The 19,172-nt window shown below is 69.4% G+C and carries 20 protein-coding genes and 1 riboswitch; of the genes, 6 read left to right on the forward strand and 14 right to left on the reverse strand.

All coding sequences use genetic code 11. The features are described from left to right. Position 1 precedes the first annotated feature (1 nt). From E3O48_RS12380 to E3O48_RS12395, 4 genes are read right to left on the reverse strand one after another with little or no spacing between them, the layout of a single operon-like run. A complete protein-coding gene (locus tag E3O48_RS12380; RefSeq protein WP_241982519.1) occupies positions 2 to 628 on the reverse strand; it encodes an ATP-binding protein in 627 nt (208 codons plus the stop codon). Continuing rightward, a complete protein-coding gene (locus E3O48_RS12385; protein ID WP_134539192.1) occupies positions 615 to 1,397 on the reverse strand; it encodes an energy-coupling factor transporter transmembrane protein EcfT in 783 nt (260 codons plus the stop codon). The genes E3O48_RS12380 and E3O48_RS12385 overlap by 14 nt, the downstream gene beginning before the upstream one ends. Continuing rightward, positions 1,394 to 2,899: an ABC transporter ATP-binding protein gene (locus E3O48_RS12390; RefSeq protein WP_134539194.1), complete on the reverse strand. Its 1,506-nt coding sequence runs from the start codon at positions 2,897 to 2,899 to the stop codon at positions 1,394 to 1,396. The genes E3O48_RS12385 and E3O48_RS12390 overlap by 4 nt, the downstream gene beginning before the upstream one ends. Before the next feature lie 12 nt (positions 2,900 to 2,911). Then, complete coding sequence (locus E3O48_RS12395; RefSeq protein ID WP_134539196.1) at positions 2,912 to 3,529, reverse strand: ECF transporter S component; 618 nt, start codon at positions 3,527 to 3,529, stop codon at positions 2,912 to 2,914. A 36-nt stretch (positions 3,530 to 3,565) separates the two neighbouring features. Next, positions 3,566 to 3,676: riboswitch (TPP riboswitch) on the reverse strand. 88 nt (positions 3,677 to 3,764) lie between these two features. Here E3O48_RS12395 and E3O48_RS17665 point away from each other — a divergent pair. Both E3O48_RS17665 and nhaA read left to right on the forward strand, forming a co-directional pair. Beyond that, positions 3,765 to 3,926 (forward strand): hypothetical protein, encoded by a 162-nt coding sequence (locus tag E3O48_RS17665; RefSeq protein WP_166788700.1) that lies wholly within the window; start codon positions 3,765 to 3,767, stop codon positions 3,924 to 3,926. Between the two features lie 54 nt (positions 3,927 to 3,980). Continuing rightward, positions 3,981 to 5,327, forward strand: a complete 1,347-nt coding sequence (gene nhaA / locus E3O48_RS12400; RefSeq protein ID WP_134539198.1) for a Na+/H+ antiporter NhaA — start codon at positions 3,981 to 3,983, stop codon at positions 5,325 to 5,327. Positions 5,328 to 5,362: 35 nt separating this feature from the next. Here nhaA and E3O48_RS12405 read toward each other — a convergent pair whose 3' ends face one another. Together E3O48_RS12405 and E3O48_RS12410 are read right to left on the reverse strand one after the other, a co-directional pair. Beyond that, positions 5,363 to 5,695, reverse strand: a complete 333-nt coding sequence (locus E3O48_RS12405) for a hypothetical protein (RefSeq protein WP_134507095.1) — start codon at positions 5,693 to 5,695, stop codon at positions 5,363 to 5,365. Positions 5,696 to 5,704: 9 nt separating this feature from the next. Next, positions 5,705 to 6,925, reverse strand: a complete 1,221-nt coding sequence (locus E3O48_RS12410; RefSeq protein WP_134539200.1) for a DNA polymerase IV — start codon at positions 6,923 to 6,925, stop codon at positions 5,705 to 5,707. Positions 6,926 to 7,044: 119 nt separating this feature from the next. Between E3O48_RS12410 and E3O48_RS12415 the strand changes: the two genes are divergently transcribed. Then, positions 7,045 to 7,605: a TIGR03086 family metal-binding protein gene (locus E3O48_RS12415; RefSeq protein WP_134539202.1), complete on the forward strand. Its 561-nt coding sequence runs from the start codon at positions 7,045 to 7,047 to the stop codon at positions 7,603 to 7,605. A gap of 11 nt (positions 7,606 to 7,616) precedes the next feature. On the opposite strand, the gene E3O48_RS12420 is transcribed toward E3O48_RS12415, so the two are convergent. The 5 genes from E3O48_RS12420 to E3O48_RS12440 form a co-directional block, all read right to left on the reverse strand. Then, positions 7,617 to 8,579, reverse strand: a complete 963-nt coding sequence (locus E3O48_RS12420) for an IS481 family transposase (RefSeq protein WP_134539204.1) — start codon at positions 8,577 to 8,579, stop codon at positions 7,617 to 7,619. Between the two features lie 142 nt (positions 8,580 to 8,721). Beyond that, positions 8,722 to 9,522, reverse strand: a complete 801-nt coding sequence (locus E3O48_RS12425; RefSeq protein WP_134507089.1) for an ABC transporter permease — start codon at positions 9,520 to 9,522, stop codon at positions 8,722 to 8,724. A gap of 8 nt (positions 9,523 to 9,530) precedes the next feature. Next, positions 9,531 to 10,457: an ABC transporter permease gene (locus tag E3O48_RS12430; RefSeq protein ID WP_134507087.1), complete on the reverse strand. Its 927-nt coding sequence runs from the start codon at positions 10,455 to 10,457 to the stop codon at positions 9,531 to 9,533. A 53-nt stretch (positions 10,458 to 10,510) separates the two neighbouring features. Then, complete coding sequence (locus tag E3O48_RS12435; protein ID WP_134539206.1) at positions 10,511 to 11,713, reverse strand: ABC transporter substrate-binding protein; 1,203 nt, start codon at positions 11,711 to 11,713, stop codon at positions 10,511 to 10,513. Positions 11,714 to 11,730: 17 nt separating this feature from the next. Next, complete coding sequence (locus E3O48_RS12440) at positions 11,731 to 12,813, reverse strand: ABC transporter ATP-binding protein (RefSeq protein WP_134539208.1); 1,083 nt, start codon at positions 12,811 to 12,813, stop codon at positions 11,731 to 11,733. A gap of 149 nt (positions 12,814 to 12,962) precedes the next feature. Between E3O48_RS12440 and E3O48_RS12445 the strand changes: the two genes are divergently transcribed. Together E3O48_RS12445 and E3O48_RS12450 are read left to right on the forward strand one after the other, a co-directional pair. Beyond that, the gene (locus tag E3O48_RS12445; protein ID WP_134539210.1) at positions 12,963 to 13,853 is read left to right on the forward strand and encodes an ABC transporter ATP-binding protein; all 891 of its coding nucleotides are present in this window, start codon (positions 12,963 to 12,965) and stop codon (positions 13,851 to 13,853) included. After that, positions 13,850 to 15,442, forward strand: coding sequence for an ABC transporter permease (locus tag E3O48_RS12450; protein ID WP_134539212.1), 1,593 nt, complete (start codon positions 13,850 to 13,852; stop codon positions 15,440 to 15,442). The genes E3O48_RS12445 and E3O48_RS12450 overlap by 4 nt, the downstream gene beginning before the upstream one ends. 19 nt (positions 15,443 to 15,461) lie before the next feature. Here the strand turns inward: E3O48_RS12450 and E3O48_RS12455 are convergent, their stop codons facing one another. From E3O48_RS12455 to E3O48_RS18365, 3 genes are all read right to left on the reverse strand, one after another. Then, positions 15,462 to 16,040 carry a YdeI family protein gene (locus E3O48_RS12455; protein WP_134539213.1) on the reverse strand — a complete coding sequence of 193 codons (579 nt, stop codon included), beginning with the start codon at positions 16,038 to 16,040 and terminating at the stop codon, positions 15,462 to 15,464. 39 nt (positions 16,041 to 16,079) lie between these two features. Continuing rightward, positions 16,080 to 17,675 (reverse strand): ABC-F family ATP-binding cassette domain-containing protein, encoded by a 1,596-nt coding sequence (locus tag E3O48_RS12460; RefSeq protein WP_134539215.1) that lies wholly within the window; start codon positions 17,673 to 17,675, stop codon positions 16,080 to 16,082. Positions 17,676 to 17,803: 128 nt separating this feature from the next. Continuing rightward, positions 17,804 to 18,007, reverse strand: coding sequence for a hypothetical protein (locus E3O48_RS18365; RefSeq protein WP_134539217.1), 204 nt, complete (start codon positions 18,005 to 18,007; stop codon positions 17,804 to 17,806). Between the two features lie 153 nt (positions 18,008 to 18,160). Here E3O48_RS18365 and E3O48_RS12470 point away from each other — a divergent pair, with 153 nt between their 5' ends. Beyond that, positions 18,161 to 19,096, forward strand: coding sequence for a DNA-3-methyladenine glycosylase (locus tag E3O48_RS12470; protein WP_134539219.1), 936 nt, complete (start codon positions 18,161 to 18,163; stop codon positions 19,094 to 19,096). Positions 19,097 to 19,172 lie beyond the last annotated feature (76 nt).

Below are 19,172 nucleotides of genomic sequence, written 5' to 3' on the forward strand. Positions count from 1 at the left end.
CCTAGTCCGGGACGGCCGGTTTTAGGCGGCCGATTTCAGGCGCCGGCGGGCAGGGAATCTCCGTCGTCCCGCTGAGCCGGATCGTGGCGCCGTGTTCCGGGTCGTCCCGGCCCAGGTAGGCTTCCCACTCGTGCTGCCACTCGTCCCAGTGCGACCGGAACATGTCCCCGTCCCTCGCCAGGGCGCGCTTCTTGCGGACGCCGTCGTCGGCGGCGAGCCAGACCCGGATCTCGCTGAACGGGAGGTGCGCGGCGGCGAGGGCGCCGCATCCCTCCACGATGAGCGGACACGCCGGATCAACCGGATGCCATTCGGCGGCGCGGGCGTTGGCCCAGTCGTAGCGCTGCCAGGCCGCGGGCAGTCCGTCCGCTCGCGGGGTGAGCACCTGCCGGGTCAGATGTTCAACGGCGGCGTCGAGTCCCTGCCAGCCGGGGTAGATGTCGTCGAGCCGCACCAGAACCGGCTCTTCCCCCGGCCAGGCGGCGGCGAGCCGGTCGGCCAGGGTGCTCTTGCCGGCCCCGCTCGGCCCGTCGATGAGCACGACGGGGGTGGGCCCGGCGCCGGCCAGGGCGGCGAGGATCGGTGCGAGCAGCGCCGACATGCGCCCGTCCGGCTCAGGCGAGGACAAAGTTCCAGTTTCCCGTCGCCACCGAGACGATGACGGCCAGCAACGCCACGAGCAGGCCGATGCCGACCAGGGCATACTCGCGCCCGCCGAACCTGGACGGCCTGGCCCAGGTGCGACGGACCGGGGCGCCGAAGCCCCTGGCCTCCATCGCCGTCGCCAGTTTGCTCCCGCGCCGGATGGACAACACCAGCAGCGCGAACGCCTGGCCGGCCAGCCGGCGGATGGCGCCGCCGTCGCCGATTCCCCTGGCCCGCCTGGCCAGTTCGAGGGCACGCCAGTCCTCGATGAACAGGCCGACCAGCCTGAGGCCGGCCAGGCCTCCGAGCACGAACCGGGACGGCAGGCGCACGACCTGGGCGAGGCCGTCGGCGAGGTCGGTCGGGTCGACCGTGACGAACAGCACGACCGACGGGAGGCCGATCGCCAGGATCCGCAGGGTCGTGGCCACAGCCAGGTCGGTTGACCCCTGTGTCACGTGGACGAGCCCGAATGCCCAGTACACCTGACCGGCAGCCTGCCCGTAGAGGAGGGTGGTCAGGCCAGCCGTCGGCGCGGCCAGCCAGACCGGCAGGGTGCGGAGCAGGAACATCCGTGCGCTCAATCCGGCCCAGAAGAACAGGACGGCCTCACAGCCGAGCGCGACGAGGGCGGACACCCAGTCGATGGTGAGCATGAGCACGCCGGCGAGGAGGAGCGCCGCCGCCAGCTTGGCCACCGGATTGACCCGGAAGATCGCCTGCGTCCCTTCGGGGACCCTGAGCACGCTCATCTCGGGGCCGCCGGCTGGCGGTTGGCGACGCGGTCGGTCAGGCGGTATTCCCGGTCGGCAACGGCCGCGACGAAGTCGCTGTCGTGGGAGACCGCCAGCACCCCTGTTCCGTCGTCGATGAGCTCGAGCAGCAGCGCCACCACTTCACGCCAGGTGCGGAAGTCCTGGCCGAATGTCGGTTCGTCGAGGACGAGCAGGCGCGGCTGGGTAGCCAGCACTGTGCCGACAGACAGGCGTCGTTTCTCCCCGCCGGACAGGGTGAACGGATTCGCCTCCGCGAGGTGGTCGAGCCTGAGCCGCTGCAGCAGGGTGTCGACCCGGCTGTCGACGGCCGGCCCGCTCCGGCCGAGGGCCCGGGGGCCGACCGCGAGCTCGGCCCGCACGGTGCCGGCGACGAATTGGTGCTCGGGATCCTGGAACACCGTGCCGACCCTGGTCAGAAGCTGCCGGGAGGTCCAGCCGATCGGAGCGGCGCCCGCCCCGTCGGCGAACCCGGCACTCGCCTCCAACCGTCCACCCGCCGGCTTCACCAGCCCGGCGAGCGTGAGCGCCAGGGTCGACTTCCCAGACCCGTTCGGCCCGGTGACAGCCAGGGCGGACCCTGCCCGAACGGTGAGGTCGAGGTCCCGGGCGACGACGACGCTCTTCGTGCGTGCGATGGCGAGGGACTCCGCGCGAAGCAGGGTGCCGTCCGCCACGTCGCGTACGGTGGCCCGCCGGATCGGCATCCCGTGGCCGCGTCCGGGCACCCAGACCCCGGCGGCCGAGAGCCGCTCGCCCTGGCTGGCCAGCACGTCATCCGGTCGGCCGTCGGCCAGCACTCCCCCGGTCTGGTCGAGCACGATCACCCGGTCCACCAGTTCCTGCCAGATGGCCACCCGGTGCTCGATCACGATGAAGGTCGCCGCCGAATGCTCGAGAATCCGAGCCACGGCGTCGCGCACCTCGATCACTCCTGCGGGGTCGAGATTCGCCGTGGGTTCGTCGAGCAAGAGCAAACCCGGCCTCATCGCGAGCACGCCGGCCAGGGCGAGGCGTTGTTTCTGGCCGCCGGACAATGCCGAGGTGGGGTGGTCCAGCGGTACGTCCAGTCCCACCATGTGGAGGCTCTCCTGCACGCGCCGCCAGATTTCCTCGCGCGGCGCACCGAGGTTCTCGCAGCCGAAGGCGACGTCGTCGCCGACCCGGGCAAGGATGACCTGCGAGTCCGGGTCCTGCAGCAGCAGCCCGGCCTGGCCGCGGGCCGCGGCCGGCTCGCCACCGTTGACCAGCAGTCTGCCGTGCTGTTCGCCCTCATCGTCGCCGCCGAGTACGCCGGCCAGTGCGTGCAGCAGTGTCGACTTCCCCGCCCCGGACGCGCCGAGCAGCAGCACGCGTTCGCCGGGTTCGATTCGCAGGTCGAGCCGGGAGACGGCCCAGCCGGTGCGTCCGGCGTGCCGCCAGCCCCACCCCCGGGCGTCGACGGACGCACCCCGGGAGGTCGGCGAATTCGCGGCGGTCATCGTTTCCGCGCCCTAGTTCGAGGCACGAACCGCCCGGCCGGCGGCGAACCGGGACAGCGCCCCGGTGCGGGCCAGGCCGCGCATGGCCAACCAGGACAACAGACCGGCCACGACGATGCCGGAGAGGACGGAGGAGAGCGTGTAGATCGTGATGAACGGCGCCGCGGAACCGGGGTACCAGAACAGCAGGTCGTTGACCGCCAGGGCGAGCCCGGCGCCGGCGCCGGCCAGGAGGGCGACGTACAGGCGGTAGTTGGCGTAAAGGAAGATCGCGAACACCAGTTCGGCGCCGAGACCCTGGACCACCCCGGAGACGAGAATGGTGGCACCCCAGGCCGTGCCGCCCACGAGGGTGGAGACCACGGCTGCGAGCAGCTCGGCGTACAGGGCAGCCCCGGGCTTCCGGATGATCAGGCCGCCGAGCACCCCGGCGAACAGCCAGCCGCCTCCGAGGAGGGCCTGGAGTCCGGGCAGGAGCGGGGTGAGCAGCCCGCTGAGCGGGTTGTAGGCCTGGTTCCAGACCACGAAGATCAAGCCGCTGGCCACGCCGATGACGCTGGCGATGACGATGTCGACGACCCGCCATTTCCGTGAGACCGACCGGGTGGCGATGATGGTTTCAGTGTGCACTGTTCGTGCCCTTTCCGTAGAGAAAACAGGGCACGGGTACGAGATAATCTGCCTCCCTGCGCTGGCATGATCCAGATCAGGTTCGACGGTCGAAGCTTTCCGAAGCTTCCTCTCAGCCCGGTTGACCGGACTCCCGTGTTCGTAGTCGAGTATAGACCGCCGCGTAGACTCGGACGATGACTCGAATCCGCGCCCGGACCGGATACGGTCGGTCGACCCGTCCGGTCGTCCCAGGGTGAGCGTCGCCGTCCCCCTGCTGCTCGCGGCATTGCTGATCGTGCTGCTACGCCGCTTCATCCTGCGCCGGCGCCGGCTCCTGCGCGGGCTTCCAGTGAGCGGCCCCTGGCACCTGCCGGCCTGGCTCCGGAACCGACCCCGTGTACGCTGGAAGCGGTGAGTCGGGAAGCCTGGTCGACGCCCTAGAGCCGAGCCGAAATCCAGAGGATCTCCCGTGAACCCACCATCTCCGTCCGCCCCCGCCGAAGAGACCAGGGCGCAGATCTTCCGCCGGAGCAGCTACCTGGAGCACCTCCACGTCGCGCAGATCCTGCGCAAGGAGACCGTGGGCGGCGCCCTGCTCCTGGCGGCGACCGTTGTCGCCCTCATTCTTGCCAATACCCCGGCCGCCGGCTTCTACTTCTCGCTGCGCGACTTCGAGGTCGGTTTCGAGCCGTGGCACCTGAAGCTCAGCCTCGGCACGTGGGCGGCCGACGGCCTTCTGGCCATCTTCTTCTTCATCGCCGGTCTCGAGCTGAAGCGCGAGTTCGTCGCCGGCGACCTGCGCACCTTCAGCCGCGCCGTCGTCCCCGTGGCGGCCGCGATCGGCGGTGTCATCACCCCGGCCCTGTTCTTCGTGGCCATCAACATCGGCGGCGGACCGGAAGCGCTCCGCGGCTGGGCCGTGCCCACCGCCACCGACATCGCCTTCGCCGTCGCCGTCCTCGCCGTGATCGGCTCCCACCTGCCAAGCGCACTGCGCATCTTCCTGCTCACGCTCGCCGTGGTCGACGACCTGCTCGCCATCGGGATCATCGCGTTCTTCTACTCCACTGACATCCAGCCGATGATGCTCCTCCTGGCCGTCGTGCCGCTGGCCCTCTTCGCCTACCTCACCCACCGGCACTCGAACTTCTTCGGCAGGAAGACCTGGGCGGGCTGGGTCATCCTGCTGCCGATCGGGCTGCTCGTCTGGGCCCTCGTGCACGGTTCCGGCATCCATGCCACGGTCGCCGGCGTGCTGCTCGGCTTCGCCGTGCCGGTGCTGCGCAGCCGGAAGGGGGGCGGCCCCGACGCCGGTCCCGGCCTCGCCCAGACACTCGAGCACCGCATCCGCCCTATCTCGGCGGGTTTCGCCGTGCCCGTGTTCGCGTTCTTCTCCGCCGGGGTGAGCATCGGCGGCGCCGAGGGACTCACGAAGGCCCTGACCGACCCGATTGCCATCGGCATCGTCGTCGCCCTGGTCGTCGGGAAGCCGGTGGGCATCCTCTTCGCCACCTGGCTGGTCACCAGGACCACAAGGGGAACCCTGGACCCTGACCTGGCCTGGGTCGACGTGATCGGGGTGGCGATGCTCGCCGGGGTGGGATTCACGGTCTCGCTGCTGATCAGCGAACTCGGATTCGGTCACGGCACGGTGCTGGACGACCACGCCAAGGTGGCCATCCTGACCGGGTCACTGCTCGCCGCGCTCCTCGCCACGGTCGTGCTGCGCGCACGGAACCGGCACTACCGACTGGTCGAAGCGAAGGAACGGCTCGACGAGGACAGCGACGGCGTCCCCGACGTCTTCGTCAACTGAACGGTCGGTCTCGACGACCCGAGTGCCCTGGCGCGTCAGCGCTTCAGCGCGCGGATGACGCGGGAGATCGCCTTGCCGGCCACCCAGACGAACGGGATGCCGACGGCGAGCAACGAAATCACGTTCGGCTCGAAACGCAGCGAACCGCCCGACTTCACGTAGGCGCCGATCGGGAGGGACATTCCGCCGCCGCCGCCACCGCTGCCCTTGCCGCTCTCCGCGGAATCGCCTTCGCCGCCGCCGAAGCCGTAGTAGACGAGGGCGACGGGCACCAGGCTGATGCCGTCCACCTGAACGGGGTCGCCGTAGGCGGTCTTCACGCCGGCGGAACGGGAAATTTCTGCGAGCTTCTCTGGCAGGCTAGTCATGCCCTCAGGCTACCCCTTGTCGGGTTTGAGCAACGAGGCCGGACGCACCGCGCCCCGCCCGAACCGGGCGGTGACCGTGTCAACGGCCCGCTCGGCTCCCCGCCAGTCGTCGTCCGGGTCCCACAGGCCGAGGCCCTGGCCGTCACCGTCGCCCAGTTGCTCGACGCGCACCCCGATCAGGCGCACTCGGATGCCCGAGGCGGCGAGGGTGTCGAAGCTGGCCGCAGCCTCCTCATAGATCCGCCGGCCGACGTCGGTGGCATCCGCGAGCGTGCGCGACCGGGTCACCGTGCTGAAGTCCGCGTAGCGCAGTTTGAGCACCACGCACCGGCCGACGAGGCCTGCGCCGCGAAGCCGGGCCGCCACCGCATCGGACTGGCGCAGCAATTCGCTCCGCAGGCGGGCGACATCCGTGACGTCGTGCTCGAAGGTGACCTCGTGGCCGACGCTCTTCTCCTCACGCTCGGTGGTGACCGTGCGCGGGTCCCGCCCCCAGGCCAGGTCGTGCAGTTTGCGTCCGGACGCCTCCCCCACGGTCTTCTGCAGCACCGCGAGCGGGGTGCGGGCCACATCGCCGATCTGCCGCAGGCCGAGCCGCAGCAGGGAGGCCTCGGTCGTCTGGCCGACCCCCCAGAGGGCACCGACGGGCAGCGGATGCAAGAAGGCGAGGGTCTCCTCCGCCGGGATCACGAGCAGCCCGTTGGGTTTGGCGCGCCCCGACGCCGTCTTGGCCACGAACTTGGTCGACGCGGCGCCGACGGAGCAGGTGAGCCCGGTCTCGGCCTCCACGGTGCGCCGGATCAGGGCCCCGATCACGGCCGGCGAACCGTGCAGCCGTCGGGCGCCCGCAACGTCGAGGAACGCCTCGTCGATGCCGAGCTGTTCGACGAGCGGCGTGATGTCGCCGAAGATGCCCATCACCTGGTCCGAGAAATGCTTGTACCGGCTCATCTGGGGCTCGAGCACGATCGCGGCCGGGCAGCGGCGCAACGCGAGTGCCATTGGCATGGCCGAGTTGACCCCGTAGCGCCGGGCCACGTAGTTCGCCGCGGTGACGACGGACCGGCCGGAGCGGTGCCCCACGATAACGGGCTTGTCGACGAGTTCGGGGTGGTCGAGCAGTTCCACGGAGGCGAAGAACGCGTCGAGGTCGACGTGCAGCAGGGTCGCGGTGCTGTCGTCGACGGATGCCGCCGAGACCGTGCGGTCGCTTCCGTCCTGCCTGCTCATGGAGCGACCCTAACCCACTCGGCGGCCTTCGCGCGCCACCCGATTCCCGGCATCCGATGTCGTCTCCCGGAATGCGGGCGGGCCGAACTCGGTTGCACTCGACAACGAAAGGAGCACCCATGACGCACGATTGGATTGCGCTGCAGAAATTGGCCCACGACGAGTTCACCGCCCGGATGGACCGGATCACCGAGTGGGACCAGGCCACGCCCGACGCCGACTGGACCGTGCGGGACCTCGTGCGCCATGTGGTGCTCGAGCAACAGTGGATCCCGCCCCTGCTCAGCGGGCTCTCCCCGCTCGAGGCCCGCCGCGCGCTGGCTCCGCTGGGTGCGGACCTGGCCGCCGAATGGCGCACCTACTCGGAGGCAGCGACCGCCGCGTGGCGGGCGACGCCGCTGGACGCCCCTGTGGCCCTGTCCTACGACACCGTGACCGCACTCGACTACCTGCGAGAGCAGGTCTCCGAGGTCGCCATCCACACCTGGGACCTCGCCCGGGCGACGGCCGCAGACGACACGCTCGACGGGTCGCTCGTCGAGGCCGTCTGGACGGTCTTCGAGCCGCAGCGGGACACGCTGGAGGCCAGCGGCCTCTTCGCCTCCCCTGTGCCGGTCGCCGAGGATGCCCCGCTGCAGTCGCGGCTGCTCGCCCTGACCGGGCGGGACGCGCGGGTCTAGTTTGTACTGAGTCATGACGTTGGTGACACTCGGCTGATGGGGGTTGTTCCGATGCCGGTGTGGATGCGTTCAGTGTTGTAGTAATTGAGCCAGGGTGCAAGAGCTGCTGTGCGTTCGTCGTTGCTGGTGAAGACTCGGCTGTAGGCCCATTCGGTGGCGAGGGTGCGGTTGAGGCGTTCGACTTTGCCGTTGGTCCAGGGGCAGTGCGGTTTGATGAAGCGTTGCTCCGCGCCGAGGTCGGCGACGGCCTGGTGGAATGCGGCGGAATTCCGGTAGGCGAAGGCGTTGTCGGAGAGGACTCGTTCGATTTTTGGGATGCCGTTATCGGCGAAGAATGCGGCCGCCCGGGTGAGGACGCCGGCGGCGGTGACGCCTTTCTCATCTGGGTGGATTTCGATGTAGGCGAGGCGGGTGTGGTCGTCGATCACGGCGTGGACGTAGTCGAATCCGATGCCGCGGCCGCGCACCTGTTCGCTGCGGCCGTGGGCTCTCCAGCCGCCGCCGTCGGGGATCCGGCCGAGTTTCTTCACGTCGATGTGGACGAGTTCGCCGGGTCGCTCGCGTCCGTAGCGGTTGGCCGTGGCCCGGGTCGCGCGGATCAGTTGCCCGGTGAGGGGATCGCACCAGGCCAGCGGGGGGACGTGGTGTCGGGCCAGTATCCGGGACACGGTCCGGGCCGGCGCGCCGGTCGCTGCGGCGATACGCAGCGGCCCGGACTTGAGATCGCGGCGTGATTTCAGCACGAGCTCTTCGCGCTCCGGGCTGGTCTTCCGTGGTGAGGACCCGGGCCGGGAGGATCGTTCGAGGAGCCCAGAATAGCCCTGGGCGCGGTAGCGGGCGACCCAGCGGTGGGCGCACTGGCGGGAGATGCCGAGCTCTTTCGCGACGTGAGCGACGGGCCGGTTATCCACAGTCACCCGCTCGATCAGGAGAACTTTTCCATGAACAGTCAAACGCGCGTTAATGTGACCCATGAGGACCTCCGTGACTTGTGAAGATTTCAGATACCTCCACTAAGCCCGGAGGTCCTCCTTCTTCACAAGCCCGAAAGTGTCACCAACGTTATGGCCGGGTACATCTAGTGCCGAGACCCGGGGTCTCGACCGGACGGGTGCCCTACCGGGCGATCTTCTCAGCCCCGGCGATGCGCTGGGCGATGTAGATCGGCACGATCGACACCAGCACGAGCACGACGGCGATCACGTTGACCACGGGGGCCTGGTTCGGCCGGAACAGGTTGTCGAGGATCCAGAGCGGCAGGGTCTTCACCGACGACCCTGCCGTGAAGGTCGTGACAATGATCTCGTCGAAGGACAGGGCGAACGCCAGCAGCCCACCCGCGAACAGTGCGGATCGCAGCTGGGGGAACGTGATCAGCCGGAAGGTCGTCCATACCCCCGCGCCCAGATCGGCGGACGCATCCTCGTAGCTCGTGCCGAGCCGGCGGAGGCGCGCGATCACGTTGTTGAACACCGTGACGATGCAGAACGTGGCGTGGGCGACGATCACGGTGACGATGGAGAGTTGCACGCCGAGGATCGTGCGGAACGCGTTGTTGAGCGCGATGCCGGTGATGATGCCGGGCAGCGCGATCGGCAGGATCACCAGCAGGCTCACCGCCTCCCGCCCGAAGAACTCGAAGCGCTGCAGGGCCAGGGAGGCCAGCGTGCCGAGCACCAGGGAGATCACGGTGGCGGCGAGCGCGACCTGCACGCTGGTCAGCACCGCATCGAGCGCGCCCGCGTTGCCGAAGGCCTTCACCCACCACTCCAGGGTGAAGCCGGGCGGTGGCCAGGTCAGGCTCGTGCTCGTGCTGAACGAGTTGACGAGCACCACGACAAGCGGCAGGTAGATTGCCGCGAGCACGACGATCGTGATCGCGGCCAGGAGGCCCCGGGCTGGGCGGCTCAGTCTCATGATGGCCCCTACAGGTTTTCCAGCGCACCGGTGCGGCGCACCGCGGCGAGGTAGGCGAAGATGATCACGATCGGGATCAGCGCGATGGCCGCGGCGAGCGGCAGGTTGTTGGCCGCGCCGACGTTCGTGTAGACGAGGTTTCCGAGCATCTGGTTGGCCCCGCCGACGATGTTCACCGTGATGTAGTCGCCGAGCGACAGGCTGAAGCTGAAGATCGAGCCGGCGATGATGGCCGGCCAGATCATCGGCAGCACCACGAGGCGCAGCGTCGACCAGGTCTTGCCGCCCAGGTCTCCGGATGCCTCCAGCAGCGAGTCCGGCACCCGCTCGAGCCCCGCGTAGATGGGGAGGATCACGTACGGCAGCCACAGGTAGGACAGCGTGATGATGGTCGCGGGCAGGCCGTAGCCCGGGGTGTGACCGCCGAACGGCGCCGCCAGCCATTCGAAGATCCCGTCCCGGGAGAGCACGGAGCGCCAGGCGTAGGCCTTGACGAGATAGCTCGCCCAGAGCGGCATCAGCACCGCGATCACGAGCACCCGTTGCAGTCGGGCGCTGGCCACCTTGGCCATGTAGAACGCGATCGGCAGGGCGATCAGGATGTCGACGAGGGTCACCATCAGGGCCACCCCGAGCGTACGGAGGGTGACCGTTTGGTAGAGCGACCCGGTGAGCACCGCGACGATGTTGTCGAGAGTCCAGGTCTGCGAGATTGTGCCGGTGAAGGTGTCGACCGTCCAGAGCGCGGTGATCAACAGGGCAGCCAGGGCCGCGATGTAGACCAGGCCCAGCCAGAACATCGGCGCCGACAGCAGCAGCGACAGGCGCAGCCTCGGATGCCTGCTCAGGAAGACCGAGCCCCGCCGGGCGACCGTGTCCCGCGGGGCGGGAACGATCGGCCGGCCGGCAGGCCGGGTCGGGGTGTCAACGGTCATGGTGTCTTTCTCTCGCCGGACGCGGCTCAAACGGAGGGTGGATGGCCCGCGCGTCAGCCCTTGATCCCCTGCCAGGCGGTGGTCCAGGCGGCGTAGTCGGTGCACTTCACGTCGGTGCGGCCGTCGACGCAGGTGGCGATCGGGGTGGTCCAATACCAGATCTTCGACGCGTAGTCGGCGTCGCCGGCGTGGAAGAGCGAGCACTGGTCAGGGTTAGACATGAAGTCGCAGGCCTTCTGGTTGGAGGGTGCCTCGCCGAAGTACTCGGTGGCCTGGGCGTTGGCCTTCGGGCTGCTGATGTAGTTCAGCCAGGCGTACGCGCAGTTCGGGTTCTTCGCCTTCGCCGCGACCATCCAGGTGTCCGACCAACCGGTGACTCCCTCGGAGGGCACGACGACCTCCGCCTTGGTGCCCGGGGCCAGGGAGTTGCGGATGACCTGCCAGGTCGTGCCGACGACGGTGTCCCCGGTCTCGAATGCCTGGATCGACTTGAGGTAGTCAGACCAGTACTCGCCGATGTTCGGGCGCTGCACCTTGAGGAGGTCCACGGCCGCGGCCAGCTGCTTCTCGTCGAGGGCGTAGGGGTTCTTGATGCCGAGGTCGGGCTGGTGGCTCATCAGGTACATGGCGGCATCCGCGATGTAGATCGGCGAGTCGTAGGCGGTGACCTTGCCTTTGTAGGCCGAGGACTTGTCGAACACGACGTCCCAGGACGTGGGCGCCGGGGTCACGGCGTCCGTTGTGTACATGAGCAGATTCGCCCCGTAGCCGTGCGGCACCCCGTAGGAGACGCCGTCGACGCTGTTCCAGGCCTGCAGTTTGAGGAAGTCGTAGACGCCCGCGTAGTTGGGGATCAGGTCGGTGTTCACGGGGGCGACGTCGCCGGCCGCGACGAGACGAAGCGAGGCGTCGCCGGATGCCGCGACCACGTCGTAGTCGCCGGTCTTCATCAGGTTGAACGCCTCGTCCGAGGTGCCGTAGGTCTTGCTGGTGACCTTGCACCCGGTCTCGTCCTGGAAGGCGCTGACCCAGTCGACGGCCGGGTCGTTGCTGCCGTCCTCCACGTAGCCCGGCCAGGCGAGGATCGACACCGCCCCTTCGTTGGTGCCGAGTTTCGTCGGGGCCTTAGCCCCCGTGCTTCCGCCGTTGCCGGCCGAGGTCGTGCCGCAGGCGGTCAGGAGGGCGACGGAGAGGATGGCCAGCCCGGCGAGGGTGGCCGACGTCTTCGTGCGACGAGGGGGAGTAGAGCGATTCATTGCGGTCTCCATTCGAGTTAGCGTGTTGCGGGTTCTGGTCTGGTGAGCGGGGGAAGGTCGTCGGCGGGAACCGGGGCGGCGGCCAGGGCCACCGTGTCGCGTTCGTCCCAGCCCACCTGCACCCGGGATCCGCGTTCGTCTTCGCCGACCCGGTCGGCGTCGTTCTGTTCGAGCACGGTGACGCGTGTGCCGATGTCGAGGTCGACGATCAGTCGGGTGCTGCTGCCCACGTAGATGACCTCGGCGATGACGCCCGCCGCCTCGCGGTCGGTGTGGATGGCGGTGCCCTCGCGGCCGATGCTCATCTTCTCCGGCCGCACGGAGTGGATGCCGCCGCGCCCGAGCACCAGCCTGGACAGGGTGTCGTCGAAGATGTTGGAGGTGCCGACGAACGCGGCGACGAACGGTGAGACCGGTTTGTCGTAGATCTCGGCCGGACTGCCGAGTTGCTCGATTCGGCCCTCGTTGAAGACCGCGATCCGGTCGCTGAGGGTGAGGGCTTCCTCCTGGTCGTGCGTGACGAAGATGAAGGTGATCCCGAGTTCGCGCTGCAGTTCCTTGAGCTCGACCTGCATCTGTTCCCGGAGTTTGAGGTCGAGGGCACCGAGCGGCTCGTCGAGGAGCAGCGCCTTGGGGCGCACCACCGTCGCCCTGGCGAGGGCGACCCGTTGGCGCTGGCCGCCGGACAACTGACCTGGTTTACGGTCGCCGTAACCCTCGAGGCGCACGGTGGTGAGCGCTTCCCTGGCCAGTGCGTGCCGTTCGCGTCTCGGCATCCCGCGCACCCGGAGTCCGTAGGCGACGTTGTCGAGCACGCTCATGTGCGGGAAGAGCGCGTAGTCCTGGAAGACCGTGTTGACGTCACGGTCGAATGGCGCGCGCTCCGTGACGTCCTGGCCGAAGAGGGACACCGTGCCGCTGGTGGGCTGTTCGAATCCGGCGATCAGGCGGAGCACTGTCGTCTTGCCCGAGCCGGACGGCCCGAGCATGGAGAAGAACTCCCCCTCCGCGATGTCGAGGTCGACCCCGTCGACGGCGTTGACCGCGCCGAACGTCTTGGTCAACCCGGTCAACCGGATCGCTGGTCGGTCAGCAGCCACGGGGCCTCCTCGCTCGTCCTTGTCGCTAAATCATATGGAAGCGGATGTAACTTCGTCCGGTTTCCGATGTTGCGGTCGGGTCACAATGCGCTTCGCCGCCATCATGGCCCCTCTCGTCCGCGCCCGTCAGGCTGAGTAGGGTGTGAAATATGAGCGAAGCCATCAGTGTGCGGGGCCTGACGAAGAGTTTCGGCAAGGTCAGGGCCCTGGATCGCCTCGACCTGGCTGTGGAGGTCGGCGAGGTTCACGGCTTCCTGGGACCGAACGGTTCGGGAAAGACGACGACCCTGCGCATCCTGCTGGGGCTTCTCCGGGCCGACTTCGGAGAGGTGGCGTTGCTCGGGGGCGACCCGTGGTCCGACGCGGTCGACCTGCACCGCCGCCTGGCCTATGTGCCCGGGGATGTGACGCTCTGGCCGTCTCTGTCCGGCGGAGAGGTCATCGATCTGCTCGGCCGGTTGCGCGGCGGACTCAACCCGGTGCGGCGCGCCGACCTGTTGGAGAGGTTTCAGCTGGATCCCACCAAGAAGTGCCGCACCTACTCGAAGGGCAACCGGCAGAAGGTGGCGTTGATCGCCGCATTGGCCAGCGACGTCGAGCTGTTGCTCCTGGACGAACCGACCTCCGGCCTGGACCCGCTGATGGAGGCCACCTTCCGTTCCTGCGTGCAGGAGTTGCGCACCGCCGGGCGCACGGTACTGCTGAGCAGCCACATCCTGGCCGAGGTCGAGGCGTTGTGCGACCGGGTCAGCATCATCCGAAATGGCGCCGTCGTGGAGACCGGCTCCATCGCCGCCATGCGGCGCCTGACCCGCACGGTGATCCAGGCCGAGGTGCCGGCGGTGCCGGCCGGTCTCGCCGCGATGCCCGGCGTGCACGAGGTGGTGGTGACCGGCAACCGCATCACGGCGAGCGTGGAAACGGCCGGTCTCCCCGGGCTGCTCGCCGCGCTCGGCGCGGCAGGGGTCAGCTCGCTGACGAGCAGCCCGCCGACCCTGGAGGAGCTGTTCCTGCGCCACTACGAGAGCGTACGGAGGTGAGCACCCAGCTGCGGGGCACGGGCAGCCTGCTACGTCTGGCACTGCGCCGGGACCGCTGGCTGCTGCTCGGGTCCGTTCTCGGATTCGCCGGGATCGCCGCCTCGTCCGCGTCGGCGACCGCGGGCCTGTACCCCGATCCGGCGTCCCGGATCGAGGCGGCCGGGGCGGTCAACGCGTCCGCCGCGATCGTGGCCATGTACGGGCGGATCTACGATCCCGCCTCGCTCGGCGCGCTGGCCATGTTCAAACCCGCCGTTTTCGGTGCGGTGGCCGTGGCGATCCTGATGGTGGTCGTCGTGATCCGGCACACCCGCGCCGAGGAGGAGTCGGGACGGCTCGAGATTATCGGCGCCGGCGCGGTCGGGCGCTCGGCCCCGCTCGCCGCGGCGTTGATCGTCGCCATCGGGGCCAGCGCGGCAATCGGGGCGGCCACCGCCGCGGGGCTCCTCGCCGCGGGCCTGCCTGCGGCCGGTTCGGTGGCGTTCGGCGCCGGCTGGGCGGTCACGGGGGCCTGTTTCGCCGGCCTGGCCGCAGCGACCGCGCAGGTCACCACGGGCGCACGAGCCGCCAGCGGGCTGGCCCTGGCGGGGATCGGGGTCGCCTATCTGCTCCGGGCGGTCGGTGACCTCTCCGAAGCCGGACCAGGCTGGCTGTCCTGGCTGTCGCCGATCGGGTGGAATCAGCAGATCAGGGCGTTCGCGGGTGACCACTGGGGCGTCCTGGCACTCCCCCTGGCCGCCACGGCGGTGACCACGGCCGCTGCGTTCCTCCTGCGTCGTCGCCGGGACCTCGGCAGCGGGATGATCACCGAGCGCTCCGGTCCGGCATCGGGCCGGCTGGGGACGCCGCTCGGCCTGGCCTGGCGCCTGCAGGCCCCCACGCTGCTGGCCTGGACCATCGCACTGGCCATCCTGGGCCCGGTTCTCGGCACGATCGCGCACACGGTTGCCGAGCTTCTCAACTCCCCCGGTATGAAGGCGATCATCGAACAGCTCGGCGGCAGGCAGGGTCTGACGGATGCCTTCCTCGCCGCCGAGATCGGGCTGTTCGGCACCTTCGTCGCCGCCTACGGCATCGTCGCGGTGTCCCGGCTCCGGGGCGAGGAAGCCGCGGGGCACGCGGAGGCGCTCCTCGCGACGTCGGTCGGGCGGGTCCGGATGCTCGCCGCTCACGGCGGGCTGGCCCTCGCCGGTGTCGCCTGGCTGCTGATCATCGCCGGTGCCGGAACGGGCGCCGGTCATGCCCTCGCCGTGGATGATCCGAGCCAGATCGCCCGGGTCACGATCGCGGCGATCGCGAGGATCCCGGCCGCGTGGGTCGTGGTGGGACTGGCCATCCTCATCTGGGGCCTCTGGCCCCGGGCCACCGCGGGCGCCTGGGTCGCCTACATCGCGTTCATCCTGGCCGGCGAGTTCGGCACACTGTGGGGCGTGCCCCAAATGGTCATCGACCTCAGCCCGTTCGCGCACTCGCCGCTCCTGCCGGGGCCCGATCCGAACCTCGACGGCCTGCTCTGGCTCACGGTGGTCGCGGTCGCGTTCCTGGCCGCGGGAACGACGGCGTTCCGCCGGCGCGACCTGGCTCCTTAGGCATCCGTTCGCCGGAGGCTCATCGCGGGTAGATCGCGCGGCCGTCCGCGAGCATCTCCACGTAGCCCGCGATCTTCGCGGCGCGGGTCTGGGCTCTTTTCACAGCGTTGATGCGGAACAGGATCGCGAACCGGTTCTGGGAGTCCAGTGTCGCGAACGCCGACGAGGCGGCAGGGTTGGCGTCGAGGGCCACCCGGAGGTCCTCGGGCACCGGGCTGTCCTTCTGGCGGTAAGCCACCTCCCACCGGCCGTCCGCCCTGGCCCGGTCGATCTCCGCGTGGCCGGCGGGGCGCATCCGCCCGTCCGCGATGAGCGCGGCGACCAGGCCCTGGTTGCGCTGCGACCACACGCTGCGGGCGCGCCGCGGGGTGAAGACCTGCAGATGGTAGTCGTCGTCGAGAGACCCGGCCTGCCCGTCGATCCAGCCGAAGCAGAGCGCGCTCTCCAACGCCAGCGGATAGGTGATCCCGGGTACGACGGATTTCTTCTTGCGCAATTGGAGTCTCACTCCGTCATGGCCGGCATTCTGCTCCAACCACGCTTCCCAGTCGGCCACCGTCTCGAAGAGCACGATCGGCTTGTCGGCATTGGCTCCCATGACCGCTAGCGTAGGCCGCACGACGCGACCCGGCCACCATCAGGCCGCGCGCACCTCGATCTCACCGGGCGCCGCGGTGTCGCCGCCGAAGACGAGGTGCCGGTTGGCGATCTTGTCGCTGAAGAAGCGGTCGTGGCTGACCACGACCACGGCGCCGGGGAAGTGCAGCAGCGCCCGCTCCATCACCTGGGTGCTGGACATGTCGAGGTGGTTGGTCGGTTCGTCCAGCAGCAGCACGGATGCGCCGGAGAGCAGGCACTGCGCCATCGCGACGCGCGCACGCTGGCCGCCGGACAGGTTGCCGATCTTCTGCTTGAGGTCGGCCTCAGAGAACTGGAACATCGACAGGAACCGGCCGACGGACTTCCGGGTCGCCGTGAAGGCCAGGCTGCCGGGCATCGCGTTGACGGCGTGGGTGACCGTGTCGGTGTCGTCGAGTTCGGCGAGGACCTGGTTGTAGGACACCACGGCGGTCCCGCTCGCCCAGGCTACCTCGCCGGAGTCGGCCCGTTCCTCGCCCGTGAGCACCCGGAGCAGGGTGGTCTTCCCGCTGCCGTTGGCGCCGAGGACCACGATCCGGTTGCCCCGCCTGATCTCGAAGCTGAGCCCCTGGAAGAGCACCTTGTCGCCGTAGGACTTGCCGAGCGATTCGACCCGGCAGAGGACATCCTTCACGTGCAGGCCACCGTAGATCTCGGTGATGATCTGGTCGACGGGTCGCGGCGTGCGGGCCTTCTTGATCTTTGCCAGCTGGTTTCCGAGGTCCCGGGTGGCAGCCTTCGCGGCCTCCCGGCGGTCGGCGATCCCCTCCGCTTCGAAGGCGAGCAGTTCTGATTCGTGCACGAATTGCTGTTCCAGGTTCTTGAGCCTGAACTGTTTCTGCACCACATACTCGCCGAAGTTGCCCGGGTACTCGTGCAGGTGGAAGTTCTCGACCTCGATGATCCGGGTGACGACGGCGTCGAGGAACCTGCGGTCGTGGGAGACGATGATCGCGGCGCCCCGGAAGGTGCGGAACCAGGCTTCCAGCCATTCGACACCGGCCACGTCGAGGTAGTTGGTGGGCTCGTCCAACAGGAGGACGTCGGGGCCTTCGAGCAGGATCTTGGCCAGGGCGGCGCGGTTGCGCCACCCGCCCGACAGCTCGTCGATCGAGCAGACCCGGTGGGCCTCGTCGAAGCCCAGGGTGGTCAGTGCGGTGTCGATGCGGCGGGTGTAGTCCCAGCCGTCGAGCCGGTCCATGTCCTCGAAAAGCTCGGCCTGGCGGTGGATGAGCCGGTCCAGTTCCGCACTGCCCGACGGGTCGGCGGCGATGGCCGCGTCGATCGACGCCAGTTCGGCTTCGATGGCCTTGATCGGGGCGAAGAGCTCGTCGAGCACCTCGAGGATCGTGGATTGGCCGTTCAGCTCGGAGAACTGGGAGAAGTAGCCCACCTTGATGTCGGCGTCGAGGCTGACGGTGCCGGTGTCCGGAAGGACCTGGCCGAGGACCAGCTTCAGAATCGACGTCTTGCCCGACCCGTTCTTGCCGATCAGGCCGACCCTGTCGCCGGTTTCGAGGCGGAAGAACGCCTCGCGCAGGATCTGCGCGTTTTCAAAGCGGACGCTGACGTCGTTCAGCCGGATCAGGCTCATTGCTGCCTCTCGAGGGGCGGTTCAGGGGCACCCGTGGGACTCCGGTGCGGTGTCCCTGGAGGCGCAGGGCCATGGACGATTCTACAAGGGCGACCCCCGGCCGGGTGTCCCCACCCGGGAGTCGAGGCTCAGGGTCTGGCCGGTCGCGACGGCCGCGACCAGGATGGGCAGACCGGGCTGTCGCCCGCGAGGGCACCGACCAGGGTGAACAGGTTCCAGAGCGCGAAGATGCCGAGCCCGGCCACCCAGAACCCGCGCTTCTGCTCGACCAGATCGGCCTGACCGTTGCTCGTGGCCAGGGCCTCGTCGGCACCGGTCCATGCTGCGGGCACCCGGCCACGGCCGACCCGCCGCGCAGCCGGCCGAAGGCGTACACTTTTGCGAAACGATCGCTCCGATCAAGACGCTTCTGCCCGGCGTCTGCCCGAGTGCACGCTCGCCCCTGCGGCACGCCGGGAGTTGGATGGCTACGCCCGACGAGGACGATGACTCTCCCACCCACGATTTCCCCGGATGCCGCCTCCACCTGGCACCCCGGGCATCCGACCGACGTCGCCCTCACCCTCGCCCACCTGCGGCGCGGCCGCGCCGACCCGACCCATCAGGTCGCCGCCGACGGGTCGCTGTGGCGCACCACACTCACCGTCGACGGACCGGCCTCGCTGCGGTTCGCGCAGTCGGACCTGCACACCATCACCTGCCAGGCCTGGGGCGCCGGCGCCCGGGCCGCGATCGACGCGGCACCCGCGATGGTCGGGCGGGATGATGACCCGGCCGGGTTCTGCCCCGCCCATCCGGTGCTCGACGGCGCGCACCGGCGGCATCCGGGCCTGCGCATCCCGAAGACGGGACGGGTGATGGAGGCGCTGATCCCGGCGATCCTCGAGCAGCGGGTCATCGCCGTGCAGGCTACCGCATCGTGGCGGCGGTTGGTGCACGCGTACGGCACGCCGGCCCCCGGCCCGACCCCCGGTCCCATGATGGTCGTGCCGACCGTGCGCGCCTGGCAGCTGATCCCGTCCTGGGAATGGCACAAGGCCGGCGTCGATCCTCAACGGTCACGGACCGTGATGGCTGTCCTGGCCGTGGCGCGGCAGCTGGAGCGCTGTGTGGAGCTGTCCCCGGAAGAGGCGGCGTCCAGGCTCCGATCGGTGCCGGGCGTGGGGGTCTGGACGGCAGCGGAGGTCGCCCAGCGGGCCCTCGGCGACGCGGATGCGCTCTCGGTCGGCGACTACCACCTGGCCGGGTTCATCGGGCATGCCCTGTTCGACATGGAGTTCGACGACCGGCAGCTGGTGGCCGCCATGGAGCAGTGGCGGCCGCACCGCTTCCGGGTGGTGCGGCTGCTGGAGAACAGCGGCGTGGCCGGGAAGCCTCGGCGCGGGCCGAGGATGCCGTTCGTCGATCACCGCGCGTACTGAGCTCAATCACCGGCGGTGGTCGAGCATAGCGAGACGAGGTGCGGGGGTTCGGACGAGTTCGATCTCTGGAGTCAGA

Source organism: Cryobacterium sp. HLT2-28, assembly GCF_004402495.1.
GTDB lineage: Bacteria > Actinomycetota > Actinomycetes > Actinomycetales > Microbacteriaceae > Cryobacterium > Cryobacterium mannosilyticum.